Raw genomic sequence first — 16,086 nt, 5'->3', positions numbered from 1 at the left:
CCGCGCCACAAGCGGGCGATATAGAGCATCATGGCCTGATGTCGATGGGCGCCTCGATCTTCACGATCTCGAAGTCCGAGACCAGAATGTCGACCCGCGCCGTCCACCGGCCCGGCACCGGGATCACCAGCTTGTCGACGCGCCAGCTGCCATCGCCAGGCTTTGTTGCTGGCCGCTTGAGCGGCTCGATACCGGAGTCGGGTTTCGACAGCACCAGCGTCACCTCCTTGGCGTCGAGCGGCCCGAAGTCTCCGGTCATGATGATGATCGAGGCGGCAACCGGCCCGGCGTGGCCGGGCGCGATGCTGAGATCGGCCATCGCCTTCAACGCATGGATATGCACCGACGCCGGTTGCGAAGCGGCGATCGCCAGCGCACGCGGCGGCGGTGTGAAACGCCAACCGGCGGCAACGCCGAAAATGGCCAGCACGATCAGCATCTCAATGCCGGTCGAGCGGGCAAGGCTTCTTCGTGCTCCGGCGTCTTTGGCCTCGGCCGGGCCAGTAAGCCTCCAGCGGTTGAAGGCAGCGAGTGCGAAAAGGAAAAACAGCAGCGCAAGCTTGATAAGCAGCAGCCGGCCATAGGCGGTGTCGAAGAGAGCCGACGGTGCCTGCACCTGAATGACGGCCAGCACGATGCCGGCAACCGCCAGTACGCCCACGACGGGCAGGATCGTCCGCGAGAACCGGCGCAGGAATGGCCCAGCATCCGCCGACCCTCTCTTGAGGGCAAGGCCGAGCGGCACCAGTGCACCAGCCCAGAAAGCGATGCCAATGCCGTGCACGAACACCATCGGCCGCGTCAGCCATTGCGGCTCGGCCGCGCTGGCGTGACCGCTGGCGGCAAGGGCTGTGCCGACACTGGCGAGCCCGGCCAGGGCGAACAGCCTGGATGCGGCGCGCGGCCCTGCCACCGACAACAAGCCGAGCCCCAGCGCCATCAGCGCGATCAGCGCCGTCCAGCCGAAACTGGTTCCGAGCGCGGTCCGCCAGATGATCGGCCGCGCCAGCCGGGCGAATGGCGCGCCAAGCGCATCGAGCCCCTGAAATCCGATCGACAGGGGTGCCGCGACCAGCCCGCACAGGATGGCGGCGATGACGAAACGCTGGCCGGAACGGTCGTCCTGTGCGAGCCAGGCGAGCGCGAAAGCGCCGCCGACGCCAAGAAAGAGCCCAATATAGAGGGCGACCTTGCCGATCCATATCGCCGATCGCAGCCCCCAGTCGACGGGTTCGGACACCGCGGGCGGCTCGGTGGCCGCGCCGACGGAAAACAGCACCGAACCACCGACCGGATGGCCGTCGGCGGAAATCACCCGCCAACTCAGGACATGCGTGCCGCGCCCCAGCGTTCGCGGATTGTCGATTGTGACGGTCTGGTCGGTGAGACGGAAGGCGGTCAGGGCAACCGGCGTGCCGTCGGGCTTCACCAGCGTCAGCACCAGCGGCGACACCGGCTCGCTGAAGGTCAGCGAAAATTGCGCGGGGCTTTGTTCCAGCGCGGCGCCGTCAGCCGGCTCCGTCGTGATCAGCGCGGCATGGGCAAAAGCCCGCCCCGGCAGCATCGCAGCCGATAGCAATAGAAACGCCAGCAGCAGGCCGATAGTCACGCGCCCGATGCCAAGGCCGGTCATATGGGTTCTTTGCCGAAGGAATGCCGCGTTCATGTCGTTATCGCAAACAGGCGGCGCGCGCCGTTGACCGAAGCGCGCCGCCAAAGATCATTTCTTGGGCAGGAGCTTGATGCCGGGCGCCGGGGTCTCCAGCGCATCCTCGTCCTGGCCTGCCGCCGGGACCTCGATCCAGCGGTCGGCAGCGCCGTCGCATTCCTGCACAACAGGGAAATAGAGCTTCTGGCCGACGGGCAGATCCGCCGTCAACGTCCCGCGGAAAACGAACTCGTCGTAGAATTCATCCGGCAGATTGCCGCCGCTCCAGTCGACCTCCTTGACGCCGTCGGTCACGGCCTGACCATAGAGCTGGTAGGTCTTTTCGTATTTGCCCTTCTTGGTCTGCAGCGTCCAGCCGGGCTTCGGCATTGGCTTCACCGCGATCACCCCTTCCGGGATCTGCACACGCACGGCGGTCGTCGCCTTGCCGTCGCAGCCATGCGGCACGCGCAAAACCGCCTTGTAGGTGGAGCCGACAGCCGCTTCCTGCGTTTCAAGCGTGATGTGGGCGAAGGCGGTGCCTGTGCCGAGCACGAGCAGCGCGCCGGCCGCCAGAAGATACTTGTTCATGTTGGTCCCTCGGATTTCGAAATTTGTGATACCGGTCGGCGCCGTCAGTCGGCGTGATCCATTCCGCCCATCTCGCCCATGCCTTCCACGGCGAAATCGACGGTGACAGGGCCGGCCTTCTCGAAGGTCAGGGTGGCCGCGAATTTTTCGCCCTGTTTCGGCTGCCGCTTCAGGCCAATGAACATCAAATGGTAGCCGCCAGGCGCCAGCGCGACCTTGCCGCCGGCCGGGATTTCCAGGCCTTCGGCGACCGGCCGCATGGTCATGACGCCGTCCTTGACAGACATCTGATGCAGTTCCGCCTTGTCCGAGACGTCGGAGGAGATCGACACAAGCCTGTCCGGCGCGCTGCCTTTGTTGGTGACGGTGAAATAGCCGCCGGCCACCTTGGCGCCGGCCGGCGTGGCGCGCGACCAGGGATGCTCTATCTCGAGATCACCGACCTTGAACTCATGCGCCAGCACGCCGTGGGCGCTGACGAACAGCAGGGCGAGAACGAAAACGGCGAAGCCCAGACGCTCTTCGAATTTGCGCGGAAAAGCGCCGCGGCGCCCGAACAAGAGCGCGTGCGCGGCGGTTTTGAAAGGATGGGACATGGGTAGCTCCATGAAAATGGGATCGCGCCGATGGTCGGTCGCGAATGGTTCCGGTTGTTGGATGCGGGGTCCCGCGAAAGGTTCCACGGGACGAAAGGGCTCAGGCCGGGATTGGCGGAGCGCGCGGGTTTGACGGCGAACGCTCGCGCGCGAAGTCGAGATGGACAATCGCTGGGAAGACGAACGCGACCGTCTCGAAAGTAAGGCTGGCCAGCTCCATGCCGCTCTCGGGCGCTGGCACATAAGCGTGCGAAACCATGCTGCAGCCAAGCGTGCAGCATGCCGGCATATGCGCGGGGTGCTGGTCGCCGGCCGGAAGCTCGGCTGCCCCCTCATGGGTACAGATGACGTTGCCGAAGGCATCGAGTTGCGCGGCAAGCGGCCCTGTGCCGAAGGCAAACGCGCCGAGCACGGACTGGAGCAGCAGCAGATAGGCCGCGACAAGCGCGACCGGCATGCTTCTGCATCTTCCCCGGATGTTCAACCCAATTGCCTCGTCAAGCAAACACGGGAACTACCTATCACGGGCGCGACAATCGGAAAATCGCCAAATCATCGCTGCGGCAACGCGGCGCGATGACAGCATGTCGCCGAAGTACCGTTTGGAAGAAGGCCAAAGCCCATCACGCGCGTCAGGCCTTGGCCGGCTGGCGGCCCTCGGGAATAGACGTCAGCAGCGTCTGTCGCGCGGACTTCAGGTGCTTGCGGCAGGCGGCGTCGACCTTGCCGAGATCGCGCGACTTGAGCGCCGCGATATAGGCCAGATGCTCGCTGACAGCCACTTCGTTGCGCTCGCGCTCCTGCGCCTTGTTCCATTGATAGTGGTAGTGAAAGATCATGGCGATGACGTCGTAGAAATCGACGATGAACCGGTTGTGCGAAGCGCGGTGGATCAGCCGGTGAAAGCGCTCGTCCAGCTCCGAGAATTCATTGAAGCGGGTGGCGATCTCGCGCGCCAAAAGGCGATGCTCGTCTTCCAGCCTGTCGAGATCGGCCCAGACCGGGCTGTCTTCCGGCAATGCGGCGAAGGCCGCGGCCGAACGCAGTTCGAACATCTCGCGGATCTCGGTCAGTTCCAGCGCGAAGGCTCGCGTAAAACCCTTCAGCACCCAATGGCTGTTGCGCCGCTTCTCGATCAGGCCGAAGCGGGAGAAGCGGATCAGGAATTCGCGCACGCTGGTGGTGCCCACCCCGATCTCGCGCGCCAGTTCAAGCTCGTTGATCTGCATGCCGGCCTCGGCGCCGCTGGCCAGCAGGCGCCGCATGAAGCTGCGCTCGATGATCTCGGCCAGCGAATCGGTTTCTTCCTCGGGAAAGAAGTCGTCCGGGCGTGGTTCGCGCAACACCGTCTTGGCGCGTTTGTTCCAGGCGATCAGACCTGTCTCTTCCATGCGCGCGAGAATGGTGCGCACCGTGGTGCGGCTGACGCCAAGCAGCGTACCCAGTTCCGGCTCGGAGGGCAGGTTGTGCGTTTCGTCCAGCAGCCGCAGGCAGCGATTGTAGGCGTCCTTGTAAACGTTGTTGCTCTTCGACATCCCCTGCCCCGTTGCGCCCCGGCGCTTGCGGCGGCCGGCTTGAAGCGCGATATTACGGATGCTCCTAGCGCATGCCCCTCAAAAGCAAAATCGCTTTTCGGCTCACGCGCAGGCCCAGTGCCGGATCACCGCGCATCCAGGTGGATGCGCGACGCTCTCCCGAAAAAACAATTGACGCAAAACTGTTTTTTCACGATAAAAGACATTACCTCTTAACAGGCGCGTGTCAATCCGCCCGCGCATCCCAGGATTACCCAGGAAACCGCCCGTGAACGCCTCGAATAGCATTCTTCTGTCTCCCGCCGACAATGTCGCCGTCGCCAATGGGCGCATCGAGATTGGAACGGTGCTGCCCGGCGGCGCCGTTGCAACGGCACTCATAGAGCCCGGCCACAAGGTGGCGATCAAGCCGATCGCCGCCGGCGCCGCGGTGGTGAAGTATGCGCAGGCGATCGGCCGCGCCACGCAGGATATCGCGCCCGGCGAGCACGTCCATTCGCACAATCTGGTCTTCGAGTCCGGCCGTTTGCCCGTGGTGCCGCCGACCGAGGCCGTCCATGCCACCGAGGCCGACCGCGCCCGCACCTTCATGGGCTACCGCCGCGCCGACGGACGGGCTGGCACGCGCAATTTCATCGGCATCATTGCCAGCGTCAACTGCTCGGCCACCGTCTGCCACGCCATCGCCGACCAGGCCAACCGCACGCTGCTGCCAAAATATCCGGGCATCGACGGCTTCGTCCCGATCGTCCATGGCCAAGGCTGCGGCATGAGCGGTACCGGCGACGGCATGATGGTGCTGCACCGCACGCTTGCCGGCTATACGCGCCATCCCAATTTCGGCGGCGTGCTGATGGTCGGGCTGGGCTGTGAAGTCAACCAGCTCACTCTTTACGGACAGAAGGGCGCGGCGGCTGGAAAGCGCCATTTCAACATCCAGGACGCCGGCGGCTCGCGCAAATCGGTCGAGAAGGCCATGGGCGTTCTGGCCGAGATCGCCGAGGAAGTCGGCCAGCTCAAGCGCGAACCGATCCCGGTCAGCGAAATCATAGTCGGCCTGCAATGCGGCGGCTCCGACGGCATGTCCGGCATCACCGCCAACCCGGCTCTGGGCGCGGCGGTCGACATCCTCGCCGACGCTGGCGGCATCGGCATCCTCTCCGAGACGACGGAGATCTACGGCGCCGAGCATCTGCTCGCCTATCGCGCGGCAACGCCCGAGATCGCCCAGAAACTCGACGGCTTCGTGAAGTGGTGGGAGGAACACGTCGCCAAGCATGGCGCCTCGATCGACAACAACCCTTCGCCCGGCAACAAGCGCGGCGGCCTGACCACCATCCTGGAGAAATCGCTGGGCGCGGTGGCCAAGGGCGGCCAGACGCCGCTCAACGGTGTGTTCGGTTACGCCGAGAAGGTCACCGGGCACGGCCTCGTATTCATGGACACGCCGGGATACGACCCTGTTTCAGCGACCGGCCAGGTGGCCGGCGGCGCCAACATCATCGTCTTCACCACGGGTCGTGGCTCTTGCTTCGGCTGCCGGCCGACGCCGTCGATCAAGGTCGCCAGCAACTCGACCATGTACCACACGATGGAAGAAGACATGGACGTCAACTGCGGCGTCATCGCCTCGGGCGAAAAGACCATCGCCGGCATGGGCCGCGAGATCTTCGAGCTCATCGTCGAGACGGCTTCCGGCCGCAAGACCAAGAGCGAGGATTTCGGCTACGGCGACAATGAGTTCGTGCCCTGGCACCTCGGAGCCACGCTCTGATTCCTGACTGACGGCAAAGATTGTGACAGGCCGGACAGCGGCCGGGGGACGGGAGGCTCGCATGGAGAAACGCCGCATCGGCAGGACGGCGCTCGAGGTCACCGAAGTCAGTTTTGGTGGCGCCGCGCTCGGCGGTCTGTACCGTGCCTGTCCACGCGAGGCGGCGATGGAAACGCTGCAGGGCGCCTGGGACGCGGGCTTGCGCTACTTCGACACCGCGCCCTTCTACGGCCTCGGCCTTTCCGAACGGCGCTTCGGCGACTTCCTGCGCTACAAGCCGCGCGATTCCTATGTGCTTTCCACCAAGGTCGGCCGCCTGCTCCGGCCAGTTCCGGAGGATCAGGTTCCCGATCACTCCTATGTCGATCCGCTCCCCTTCGCCGTCGACTACGACTACTCCTATGACGGCATCATGCGCTCGGTCGACTTCAGCTATGCACGGCTCGGCCTCAACAAGATCGATATCCTGTATGTGCATGACATCGGCACCTACACGCATGGCGTCGAGAAGACCAAGCTGCACTTTCGCCAGTTGATGGATGGCGGGCTGAGGGCGCTGGAGGAACTGAAGTCGTCCGGCACCATCTCCGCCTATGGGCTCGGCGTCAACGAAGTACGGATCTGCCTGGACGTGATGCGAAGGGCGCCGCTCGACTGCATCCTGCTGGCCAGCCGCTACTCGCTGCTGGATCGCAGCGCGCAGGCAGAATTGCTGCCGCTGTGCCGCGAACAACGGACATCGCTGGTCATCGGCGGCGTCTTCAACTCCGGCATTCTGGCAACGGGGCCGGTGGTCGGCGCCCATTTCGACTATTTGCCGGCTACCGAAGACATCCTGCACCGCGTCGATGCGATGGAGAAGATCGCGGGCGATGGCGGCTATCCACTTGCGGCGGCGGCGTTCCAGTTCCCGCTGCGCGAGCCCGTTGTCGCCACCGTGCTGACCGGCACGGCGAAGGCCACCAACCTGACGCGCAACCTTGAACTGCTTGATATCGAGATCCCGGAAACGGAATTCGCGAAATACGATCCCTACGCGGTCGTGCAGGAGCTGGCTTGATGTTGCGCGGCATTCACCGATGCCCGCGGCCGGGGAGACCGGCGGATGCCCGCCGTGGCGGACCGGCTTCACATTCGCGCGACCCCATAAAAGAATGAATATTCCATATTGACTAATGTATGGAATTAATATTCCGTACCGTTTCAGAACGAAACGGAAGCGCGTGAAGGTGACGGGGGACAAGCATCCTCGTCGCCGGGTCGGGAGGACCATACGAAACACCGCTTGCATCGCCCGAACCGATGCACTATCAAAAAGCGGTAAATGTTTTTTATTGATAAAGTTCTGTTTGGGCCGCGCCTATCCGAACGGAGCTTCCGTAACGTTCACCGGGCGACTTAGGGAGGAAACCTATGAAATTCGTCACCAGCATTCTCAACCGCCGCGCATTCGTGGCGCTCGCGGCCGCCTCCATGCTAGCCGGCGTGATGCACTCGGCCCCCGCTTCGGCGGCGGACGTGACCATTCCGATCATCGTCAAGGATACCACGTCCTTCTACTGGCAGATCGTTCTGGCCGGCGCCCGCAAGGCCGGCAAGGACCTCGGCGTCAATGTTCCGGAACTCGGCGCGCAGGCTGAAACCGACGTCAACGGCCAGATCTCGATCCTTGAGAACGCCGTTGCCGGCAACCCGGCCGCGATCGTCATCTCGCCGACGGAATTCAAGGCCCTTGGCAAGCCGATCGATGAAGCAGCCGCCAAGGTCAAGGTCATCGGCATCGACTCCGGCGCCGACTCCAAGGCCTTCACCTCGTTCTTGACCACCGACAACGTCCAGGGCGGCCGCGTCGCCGCTGACGGCCTTGCCGCAGCCATCGGCGCCGCCAATGGCGGTAAGGTCGAAGGCAAGGTTGCCCTGATCACCGCGCTTCCCGGCGCTGGCTCTCTCGAGCAGCGCGCCCAGGGCTTCAAGGAACAGCTGAAGGCAAAATATCCCGGCCTTACGCTGGTGGCCGACAAATATGCCGACGGCCAGGCCACGACCGGCCTCAACATCGCGACCGACCTGATCACCGCCAACCCTGATCTGAAGGGCATCTTCGCCTCCAACCTGATCATGGCGCAGGGCGTTGGCCAGGCCGTGGCCGAGAACAAGCTTGCCGGCAAGCTGGCCCTGATCGGCTTCGACAGCGACGAGAAGCTGATCAAGTTCCTCAATGACGGCGTGATCTCGGGCCTCGTCGTCCAGGATCCGTACCGGATGGGCTATGACGGCATCAAGACCGCGCTTGCCGCTTCAAAGGGCGAGAAGGTCGAGGCCAATGTCGACACCGGCGCCAATCTGGTGACCAAGGCCAACATGAAAGAGCCGAAGATCGACGCACTGCTCAACCCGAAGCTCAACTGAGCATCGAGGCACAATGGTTTCCGGGGCGCCGTTGCCCCGGAAACATCCCCGCACAAACGGCTTGGAAATCCGCCGCCTTGGACTAGGCTGCGATCGAGGCGTGTCAAGACATCGCCACGTGCCCATCGTGAGACCAATCTGGGAGGATTGTCATGACGTCGACGGCGCAGGAAAACCATCCGGCCCCTGTGCTGGAGCCCGGCAGGACGATCCTCGAACTGCGCGGCCTCGAGAAGAAATACCCCGGCACGCACGCGCTGAAGCCCGTGAACCTCGCCTTCAAGGCAGGCGAAATCCACGCCATTGTCGGCGAGAACGGCGCCGGCAAATCGACACTCATCAAGCTTCTGACCGGCGTCATGCCGCGCACGTCCGGTGACCTCATCTGGGAAGGCAAGCCGACCGCGCTGGCCACGCCGCACGAGGCGATGGCGCTGGGCATCAACGCCGTGCACCAGGAGGTCGTGCTCTGCCGCCACCTCACGGTCGCCGCCAACATGTTCCTGGGCGAGGAGAATTCCCGTTTCGGCATCCTCCAGCAACGGTCCATGGTCAGGCAAGCACAGAAGATCATCGACGATCTCGGCTTCGACCTGCCGGCGCATGTCAACCTTGGCGACCTGACCATCGGCCAGCAGCAGCTGATTGCCGCGGCCCGCGCCACCGTGCGCGGCACCAAGTTCCTGATCTTCGATGAGCCGACCGCGTATCTCACTCGCAAGGAGGCAGATCAGTTGTTCACGCTGATCCGCCGGCTGAAGGGCGAAGGCGTGACGATCATCTACATCAGCCATCGCATGGAGGAAGTGTTCGAGCTCGCCGACCGTGTCTCGGTGCTGCGCGACGGCACGCTGGTCGGCACCAGGAACATCGCCGAGACGAACGACGCCGAACTGGTCAGGATGATGATCAACCGCTCCATCGAGCAGATCTACCACAAGGAGCATTTCACGCCGGGTGCCACGATCCTGGAAACCAGGAACCTCTCGGGCAAGGGCTTCGAGAATGTCTCGATGACCGTCCGCGCCGGCGAGATCGTCGGCCTCTACGGCCTGATCGGCGCCGGGCGCAGCGAGTTCGTGACCACGGTCTATGGCCGCCACCGCAAATCGGCTGGCGAGATTCTCTGGGACGGCAAGCCGGTCCAGGTCAACTCGGAGCATGACGCCATCAAGCTCGGCATGGCGCTGGCGCCGGAAAGCCGCCGCGACCAGGGCCTCTGCCTCAACCTGCCGGTCGGCCTCAACCTCAATCTTCCGATCTACAAGCGCATCTCCAAGAATCTTCTGATCTCCGGCTCGCAGGAGAAAGCCGAGGCCGACCGGCAGATCGCCGATCTGAGGATCAAGACCCCGACACGCGGCGCTTTGGCCTCCAGCCTGTCGGGCGGCAACCAGCAGAAGATCGTCATCGGCAAATGGCTGGCCCATGGCGCCAGGCTGTTCATCTTCGACGAGCCGACCGTCGGCGTCGATGTCGGCACAAAGGCGGAAATCTACCGCCTGTTTAGTGCCTTGCTGTCCAAGGGCGCCGGCATCATCCTGATCTCGTCCTACCTGCCGGAGGTCTACGAACTCGCCGACACGCTGCACGTGTTCCGGCGCGGCAAGCTGGTGGCCACGCATGGGTTCCGTAGCGCCGATCACGAGGAAATTCTGACGCAGGCGCTCGCCGAGAAACAAGAAACGCTGGGAGGACAGACATGAGCACCGAGGCTATTCCCGCCGAAAAACCAAAGCGCAATTACAACGCCCTGTTCGGCCTGACGCTTCTGGCCCTGCTGGTGCTGCTGTGGGTCATCCTGTCCTTCTCCACATCAAGCTTTGCATCGGCCAACAACATCTCGAACCTGCTGCGCCAGGGTTCGATGATCGCGATCCTTGCAGTCGGGCAGACCTTCGTCATCATCACCGGCGGCATAGACCTTTCCGTCGGCGCCGTTGTCGGCTTCGCCACCGTCATTGCCGCGATGCTGATCAATGCCGGCCTACCGGTTTTCCTGGCCATCTTCCTGACCTTGCTGGTCGGTGTCGCCATCGGCCTGTTTCATGGCTTCGGCATCGTCAAGATGGGTTTGCCGCCCTTCATCATCACGCTGGCGACGCTGACCTCGCTGCGCGGCATCGGCCTTTTGATGACCAACGGCAATTCAATCTCGATCAACAACGATGCCTTCCAGGAGTTCTCGCGCAATTCCTTCCTCGGCATTCCCAACCTGTTCTGGATGGTCCTCCTGGTCGGCATCCCCGCCTATGTCTTCCTGCAGCATAGCCGCTGGGGGCGCTACCTGTTCTCGGTCGGCTCGAATGCCGAGGCCTCGCGCCTGTCCGGCGTCAGCGTCCAGCGCACCATCTTCATGGCCTACACGCTCTCTGGCCTGTGCGCGGCATTTGTCGGCGTGCTGCTGGCCTCGCGCATCGGCATCGGCAATCCGACCCAGGCCGAGGGCTGGGAATTGCAGGCGATCGCCTCGTCCGTCATCGGCGGCACCTCGCTGTTCGGCGCGGTCGGTTCCGTGCAGGGGCCTCTGCTCGGCGCGTTCATCCTGGCCACCATCAACAACGGCGCCAACCTGCTCAACGTCAACGCCTTCTGGCAGCGTGTCATCACCGGCGCACTGATCATCATTATCGTCTACTTCGACGGGTTGCGCCGACGCGGCGGGAAGTAGGCGCATCGATATCAATCGCCGGCCCGGCCTGCCGGAGCCGGCGATGCACCAACCGATTGGATTGAAGCATGAAAGCTGTCGTGTGCCGCTCGCCCGGCGACCTTGTCCTGGAAGATCGTCCCGCGCCCGGCGCACCGCCTCCCGGTTGGGCGCTGGTCGCGGTCAGCCATGTCGGCATCTGCGGCACCGACTACCATATCTTCGAAGGCAAGCACCCCTTCCTCGCCTACCCCCGCGTGATGGGTCACGAAGTGTCGGGAACCATCATCGACATCGGTGAAGGCGTCGCTCTTGCCGTTGGCGAGCCGGTCGTCATCAATCCCTATCTGTCCTGCGGCAAGTGCATAGCCTGCCGAAATGGCAAGCCGAACTGCTGCGTCGGCATCGAGGTGCTCGGCGTCCATCGTGACGGCGCCATGTGCGAGGAAATCCTCGTTCCCCAGCAGAACCTCTATCCTGCCAACGGGCTGTCGCTGGCCGATGCCGCCGCCGTCGAGTTCCTGGCCATCGGCGCGCATGCCGTGCGGCGCGCGCGGGCGGAACCTGGCGTGCGCACGCTGGTCATCGGCGCCGGCCCGATCGGGCTTGGCACGGCGATCTTCGCCCGCATTGCCGGGCTCGACGTGACTCTGCTCGACATGAGCAGTGAACGGCTGGATTTCGCGGCAGGTGAGCTCGGCTTCCAGACCCTCGACGGCTCGCGCGGCGCGGCGTCCGACCTGGTCAGGCAGGCAACCGGTGGCGACGGTTTCAACGTCGTCTTCGACGCCACCGGCAACACCCAGTCGGTGCAGTCGGCCTTCGCCCATGTCTCTCATGGCGGAACGCTGGTGCTGGTCAGCGTCGTCAAGGACGACATCAGCTTCTCCGACCCGGAATTCCACAAGCGCGAGATGACGCTGATCGGCAGCCGCAACGCGCTGCGCGCCGATTTCGACCATGTCGCCGCCTCGATCCGCAACGGCGCGGTTCCCTTGGCAAAGCTCGTAACCCACCGCACCAGGCTGGCCGAAACACCAGCCCATCTCGCCCGCTGGTCGCATGAGAAATCCGGCCTGATAAAGGCAGTGATCGAGATCGGTTAGCCAGCCAGCGGCAGCCTACAATGCCGACAATTTGAGCTCCACCCGCTCAGCCGGAAACCGCGACTCTGAAAACTGGATCGGCTGGCCGTCCGGCGTGACGTTGACGGAGACGGTGACCAGCACGATGGCGCCGGGCTGCAGGTCGAGATCCGCAAGATCCGTCGCGTCGGCGTGGCGCGCCGACAGCACCGTGGATTGCCTGAGATAATCGTCGATGCCGAAACGTGCCAGCGATGCGGTGATGGAACCGGTCTGCGCCATGGCCTTGTCGATGCCGTCAAAGCGTTTGGCATCGAACCAGCCGGCGGCGCGCGACACAGGCAGCCCGTCGGCCTGGCCGCGCGTTTCCAGACGGATGACATTCGAGCCCTTGGCAAGGCCAAGACCCTCCGCGACGCGCTGGCTTGCCGGCTCGACGCATGAAGCAAGCAACAAGATGTGGCGCTCTGTCGTCTGCCCTTGCAGGCCTGTCGAGAAGCGCGTCCGCGCGCCGATCGGATAGGACAGGCGCTTGCGCGACAGCACGAACGTCCCGCGTCCCTGCTCCGCCCTGAGCACGCCTTCCTGCACAAGCGCGGCTATGGCGCTGCGCACCGTATGGCGGTTGACGCCATAGCGCTCCGCCAGCGCCACCTCGGGCGGTAGCGCGGCGTTCTCGGGGAAGTCGCCGGCGGCGATCGCCTGCAGGATCCTGTCGGCGATCTGTCGCCACAGGGAGACGCCGCTGCGCCGCTCGATACTGTTGGCCATATGCTGCCCAGCCATGTTCCACGCCCTTGTTGCCCCTGTCATCCACCCGTCATGGACACGCGCTAGATAATAGGTATAATTTGTATAGTTGTCTATATCACTAGACAAATTCGAAACCGAAAGGAAGGTTCGATGCGAGGACAGGAAGCGCGCGACCAGGCAGAGCGCAAGGCCGCCATGGCGACCCTGGCGCAATCCAGTGGCGACGACATCGTTCGCCTGTGGAACGAGTCCGGTCTGCCCGCGCAGGCCGAGCTGCTGCGCGGCCCCGAAACGGGGCTGGTCACCGTGCGCGGCCGGATCGGCGGCGGTGGCGCCCCGTTCAACGTCGGCGAGGCGACGGTAACGCGCGCCACTGTGCGGCTTCCGTCAGGACAGGTTGGCCACTGCTACGCTCTCGGCCGGGACAAGCAGAAGGCGAAGCTGGCGGCGATTGCCGACGCGCTCTGGCAGGACCCTGTCCGGCGAGCCCAAGTCGAGACCAGGATCATCGCACCCTTGCAGGAGGAACTGGCCAGGGCACGAGAAAAAAGCCGCGCCGAGACGGCGGCGACGAAAGTGGATTTCTTCACCATGGTACGCGGAGAAGACTGATGGACATCACGGCCCAATCGATCGAGGGCGGCTTCGCCGATCCCGTGTTCAATGCCCAGACGGTCTTTCGCGGCGTTATGGACGCGATGGCGCGGCCAGGCACCGTGCTGAAACTGCCGGCCCTTGCCCGCCCCCCGGCGCCGCTGTCGGCGACGGCCGGCGCCATCGCGCTGGCGCTGTGCGACAACGACACGCCGGTGTGGCTCGACCCTGCGCTGCAGGCTGCCGTGACGGTGAAATCCTGGCTAGGGTTCCACTCCGGCGCGCCACTGGCCAACACGCCGGCCGATGCCCATTTCGCTATCATCACCTCCCCTTGCGAAATGATGGCGCTCGACGGGTTTTCGCAAGGCACCCAGGAATATCCCGACCGCTCCACGACGCTGATCCTGCAGATGAGCGATCTTGCCTCGGGCACGCCTCTGTTGCTGCAGGGCCCCGGCATCGAGACGACGGCGACGATCGCGCCGGCGCAGATGCCGCGCCACTTCGTCGAGCAATGGAAACAGAACAACCAGCGCTTTCCGCGCGGCATCGACATCATCCTTGCCACGCCTGACAGCATTGCCTGCCTGCCGCGCACCACGCGCATCAAGACGATGGAGGCGTAAGATGTATGTCGCGGTAAAGGGCGGCGAGGCCGCAATCGCCAACGCCCACAGCCTGCTTGCCGACCGTCGGCGCGGTGATCGTTCCGTCCCCGCACTTCGCCTCGACCAGATCGTCGAGCAGCTGGCGCTCGGCGTCGACCGGGTGATGAGCGAAGGTTCGCTCTACGATCGTGAACTGGCCGCACTCGCCATCGTCCAGGCACGCGGCGACATGATCGAGGCGATCTTCCTGGTTCGTGCCTATCGCACCACACTGCCGCGCTTCGGCTACACCAAGGCGATGGACACCGGAGCGATGCAGGTTGAGCGTCGCGTGTCGGCGACCTACAAGGACCTGCCCGGCGGCCAGCTGCTCGGCCCGACCTTCGACTACACGCACCGCCTGCTCGACCCCGAGCTCGCCGCTGGCGGCGATGTCGCCGAACCTCGGCAACGCGCCGGTGCGGCCGAGGCCATGCCGCGCGTCTCCGCCATCCTGGCCCGCGAGGGCCTGATCGAGCCGGATGGCGATATGCCGAAGGATCATGTACCCGGCGACATCACCCGCGAGCCGCTGGAATTCCCGATGGCGCGCGACATTCGCCTGCAGGCGCTGTCACGCGGCGACGAGGGTTTCCTGCTGGCGCTCGGCTATTCCACCCAGCGCGGCTATGCCCGCAACCATCCCTTTGTCGGCGAGATCCGCATCGGCGAGGTCGAGCTGGAGCTCGACGTACCCGAATTGCCCTTCGCCGTTCCGCTCGGCACGGTGCGCGTCACCGAATGCCAGATGGTCAACCAGTTCAAGGGCTCGGCCAAGGCGCCGCCGCAATTCACGCGCGGCTACGGCCTGGTCTTCGGCCAGAGCGAACGCAAGGCGATGGCCATGGCGCTGTGCGACCGCGCTCTTCGTGCGACCGAACTCGGCGAGGATGTCGTCGCGGCCGCACAGGACGAGGAATTCGTCATCTCGCATTCCGACAATGTCCAGGCGACGGGCTTCGTCGAGCATCTGAAACTGCCGCACTATGTCGACTTCCAGGCCGAACTCGACCTCGTGCGCCGCATGCGCGCCGAATACGACGCGCGTGAAAATCCCGCGAAGGTCGAGGAGAAGCGGGAGGCCGCGGAATGATCGAAGGCCTGTCCCACATGACCTTCATCGTCCGCGACCTCGACCGGATGACCGAAATCCTCGAGGGCGTTTTCGATGCACGCGAAGTCTATGCCAGCGACGCCGAGCAGTTCTCGCTCTCGCGCGAAAAATTCTTCCTGATCGGTGACATCTGGATCGCCATCATGGAAGGCGAGGCATTGCCGCAGCGCAGCTACAACCACATCGCCTTCAAGATAGATGAGGCTGATTTCGACGATTACCTCGACCGCATCGGCGGACTAGGCCTCGAACTGAGACCTCCACGCCCGCGCGTCGAGGGCGAAGGCCGCTCGATCTATTTCTACGACGACGACAACCACATGTTCGAACTGCACACCGGCACGCTGGCCGACCGGCTGGGACGCTACGCGCGGGGATTGGAGGCTGTGGAATGACCTTAGCTGTCTCCACCTCCATGCCCGCCACTGCCGTCGTGTCCGCCGCCATCATGAGAATGGACAGTATGGCTCCCATAGCTGCCATCTTGTCCGCCGGAGAAGGAATCATTGCCACCCGAACCGTTCCTTTGTCTGGAAAGGCTCTGGCGTGTGACGACAAAGATGACGACGCCGCCAAATATGAACAGCAGGATTGCGACGTGCGTCCATCCGGTTGGGGTCATCCGAGTTGGGCCCTTGCTGGCGCGCTACGCCGAGGGATTGAAGGCTGCGTAATGAGATCCGCTTC

Annotated in this window: 16 protein-coding genes; 10 read left to right on the top strand and 6 right to left on the bottom strand. The window is 64.1% G+C overall.

Annotated features, from left to right (window positions below; genetic code table 11):
• Positions 1–28 precede the first annotated feature (28 nt).
• The 5 genes from ACO07C_RS21915 to ACO07C_RS21895 all read right to left on the bottom strand — a co-directional run bounded on the left by ACO07C_RS21915 (position 29) and on the right by ACO07C_RS21895 (position 4,370).
• Positions 29–1,666, bottom strand: coding sequence for a copper resistance CopC/CopD family protein (locus ACO07C_RS21915; protein WP_421916245.1), 1,638 nt, complete (start codon positions 1,664–1,666; stop codon positions 29–31).
• A 54-nt stretch (positions 1,667–1,720) separates the two neighbouring features.
• Positions 1,721–2,239, bottom strand: a complete 519-nt coding sequence (locus tag ACO07C_RS21910) for a YcnI family protein (RefSeq protein WP_421916243.1) — start codon at positions 2,237–2,239, stop codon at positions 1,721–1,723.
• 44 nt (positions 2,240–2,283) lie between these two features.
• A complete protein-coding gene (locus tag ACO07C_RS21905; protein ID WP_421916242.1) occupies positions 2,284–2,835 on the bottom strand; it encodes a copper chaperone PCu(A)C in 552 nt (183 codons plus the stop codon).
• Positions 2,836–2,935: 100 nt separating this feature from the next.
• Entirely contained in the window at positions 2,936–3,292 is a 357-nt protein-coding gene (locus ACO07C_RS21900) for a DUF2946 family protein (protein WP_421916241.1), read from the bottom strand.
• 175 nt (positions 3,293–3,467) lie between these two features.
• A complete protein-coding gene (locus ACO07C_RS21895) occupies positions 3,468–4,370 on the bottom strand; it encodes an FCD domain-containing protein (protein ID WP_421916240.1) in 903 nt (300 codons plus the stop codon).
• Positions 4,371–4,638: 268 nt separating this feature from the next.
• Between ACO07C_RS21895 and ACO07C_RS21890 the strand changes: the two genes are divergently transcribed.
• The 6 genes from ACO07C_RS21890 to ACO07C_RS21865 all read left to right on the top strand — a co-directional run bounded on the left by ACO07C_RS21890 (position 4,639) and on the right by ACO07C_RS21865 (position 12,309).
• The gene (locus tag ACO07C_RS21890; RefSeq protein ID WP_421916239.1) at positions 4,639–6,144 is read left to right on the top strand and encodes a UxaA family hydrolase; all 1,506 of its coding nucleotides are present in this window, start codon (positions 4,639–4,641) and stop codon (positions 6,142–6,144) included.
• Positions 6,145–6,205: 61 nt separating this feature from the next.
• Positions 6,206–7,204, top strand: a complete 999-nt coding sequence (locus tag ACO07C_RS21885; protein WP_421916238.1) for an aldo/keto reductase — start codon at positions 6,206–6,208, stop codon at positions 7,202–7,204.
• Positions 7,205–7,557: 353 nt separating this feature from the next.
• On the top strand, positions 7,558–8,553 hold the full coding sequence (locus tag ACO07C_RS21880; protein WP_421916237.1) for an ABC transporter substrate-binding protein: 996 nt from the start codon (positions 7,558–7,560) through the stop codon (positions 8,551–8,553).
• A gap of 152 nt (positions 8,554–8,705) precedes the next feature.
• Positions 8,706–10,259, top strand: coding sequence for a sugar ABC transporter ATP-binding protein (locus ACO07C_RS21875; protein ID WP_421916236.1), 1,554 nt, complete (start codon positions 8,706–8,708; stop codon positions 10,257–10,259).
• Complete coding sequence (locus tag ACO07C_RS21870) at positions 10,256–11,224, top strand: ABC transporter permease (protein WP_421916235.1); 969 nt, start codon at positions 10,256–10,258, stop codon at positions 11,222–11,224. Before ACO07C_RS21875 ends, ACO07C_RS21870 begins: the two co-directional genes overlap by 4 nt.
• 68 nt (positions 11,225–11,292) lie before the next feature.
• Positions 11,293–12,309 (top strand): zinc-binding alcohol dehydrogenase family protein, encoded by a 1,017-nt coding sequence (locus tag ACO07C_RS21865; protein WP_421916234.1) that lies wholly within the window; start codon positions 11,293–11,295, stop codon positions 12,307–12,309.
• A 15-nt stretch (positions 12,310–12,324) separates the two neighbouring features.
• On the opposite strand, the gene phnF is transcribed toward ACO07C_RS21865, so the two are convergent.
• The gene (phnF, locus tag ACO07C_RS21860) at positions 12,325–13,074 is read right to left on the bottom strand and encodes a phosphonate metabolism transcriptional regulator PhnF (RefSeq protein ID WP_421916233.1); all 750 of its coding nucleotides are present in this window, start codon (positions 13,072–13,074) and stop codon (positions 12,325–12,327) included.
• Between the two features lie 117 nt (positions 13,075–13,191).
• Here phnF and phnG point away from each other — a divergent pair, with 117 nt between their 5' ends.
• From phnG to fosX, 4 genes are read left to right on the top strand one after another with little or no spacing between them, the layout of a single operon-like run.
• Entirely contained in the window at positions 13,192–13,653 is a 462-nt protein-coding gene (phnG, locus tag ACO07C_RS21855; RefSeq protein ID WP_421916232.1) for a phosphonate C-P lyase system protein PhnG, read from the top strand.
• Complete coding sequence (phnH, locus tag ACO07C_RS21850; RefSeq protein ID WP_421916231.1) at positions 13,653–14,264, top strand: phosphonate C-P lyase system protein PhnH; 612 nt, start codon at positions 13,653–13,655, stop codon at positions 14,262–14,264. Before phnG ends, phnH begins: the two co-directional genes overlap by 1 nt.
• 1 nt (position 14,265) lies before the next feature.
• Entirely contained in the window at positions 14,266–15,378 is a 1,113-nt protein-coding gene (locus ACO07C_RS21845; protein ID WP_421916230.1) for a carbon-phosphorus lyase complex subunit PhnI, read from the top strand.
• Entirely contained in the window at positions 15,375–15,794 is a 420-nt protein-coding gene (fosX, locus tag ACO07C_RS21840) for a FosX/FosE/FosI family fosfomycin resistance hydrolase (RefSeq protein WP_421916229.1), read from the top strand. The genes ACO07C_RS21845 and fosX overlap by 4 nt, the downstream gene beginning before the upstream one ends.
• The last annotated feature ends 292 nt before the right edge of the window (positions 15,795–16,086 follow it).

The sequence above is a fragment of the Mesorhizobium sp. genome, assembly GCF_965229135.1.
In the GTDB taxonomy this organism is placed as follows: Bacteria; Pseudomonadota; Alphaproteobacteria; order Rhizobiales; family Rhizobiaceae; genus Mesorhizobium.
The sequence above is the reverse complement of the archived record's forward strand: the minus strand, read 5'-3'. Positions and strand labels throughout refer to the sequence as shown.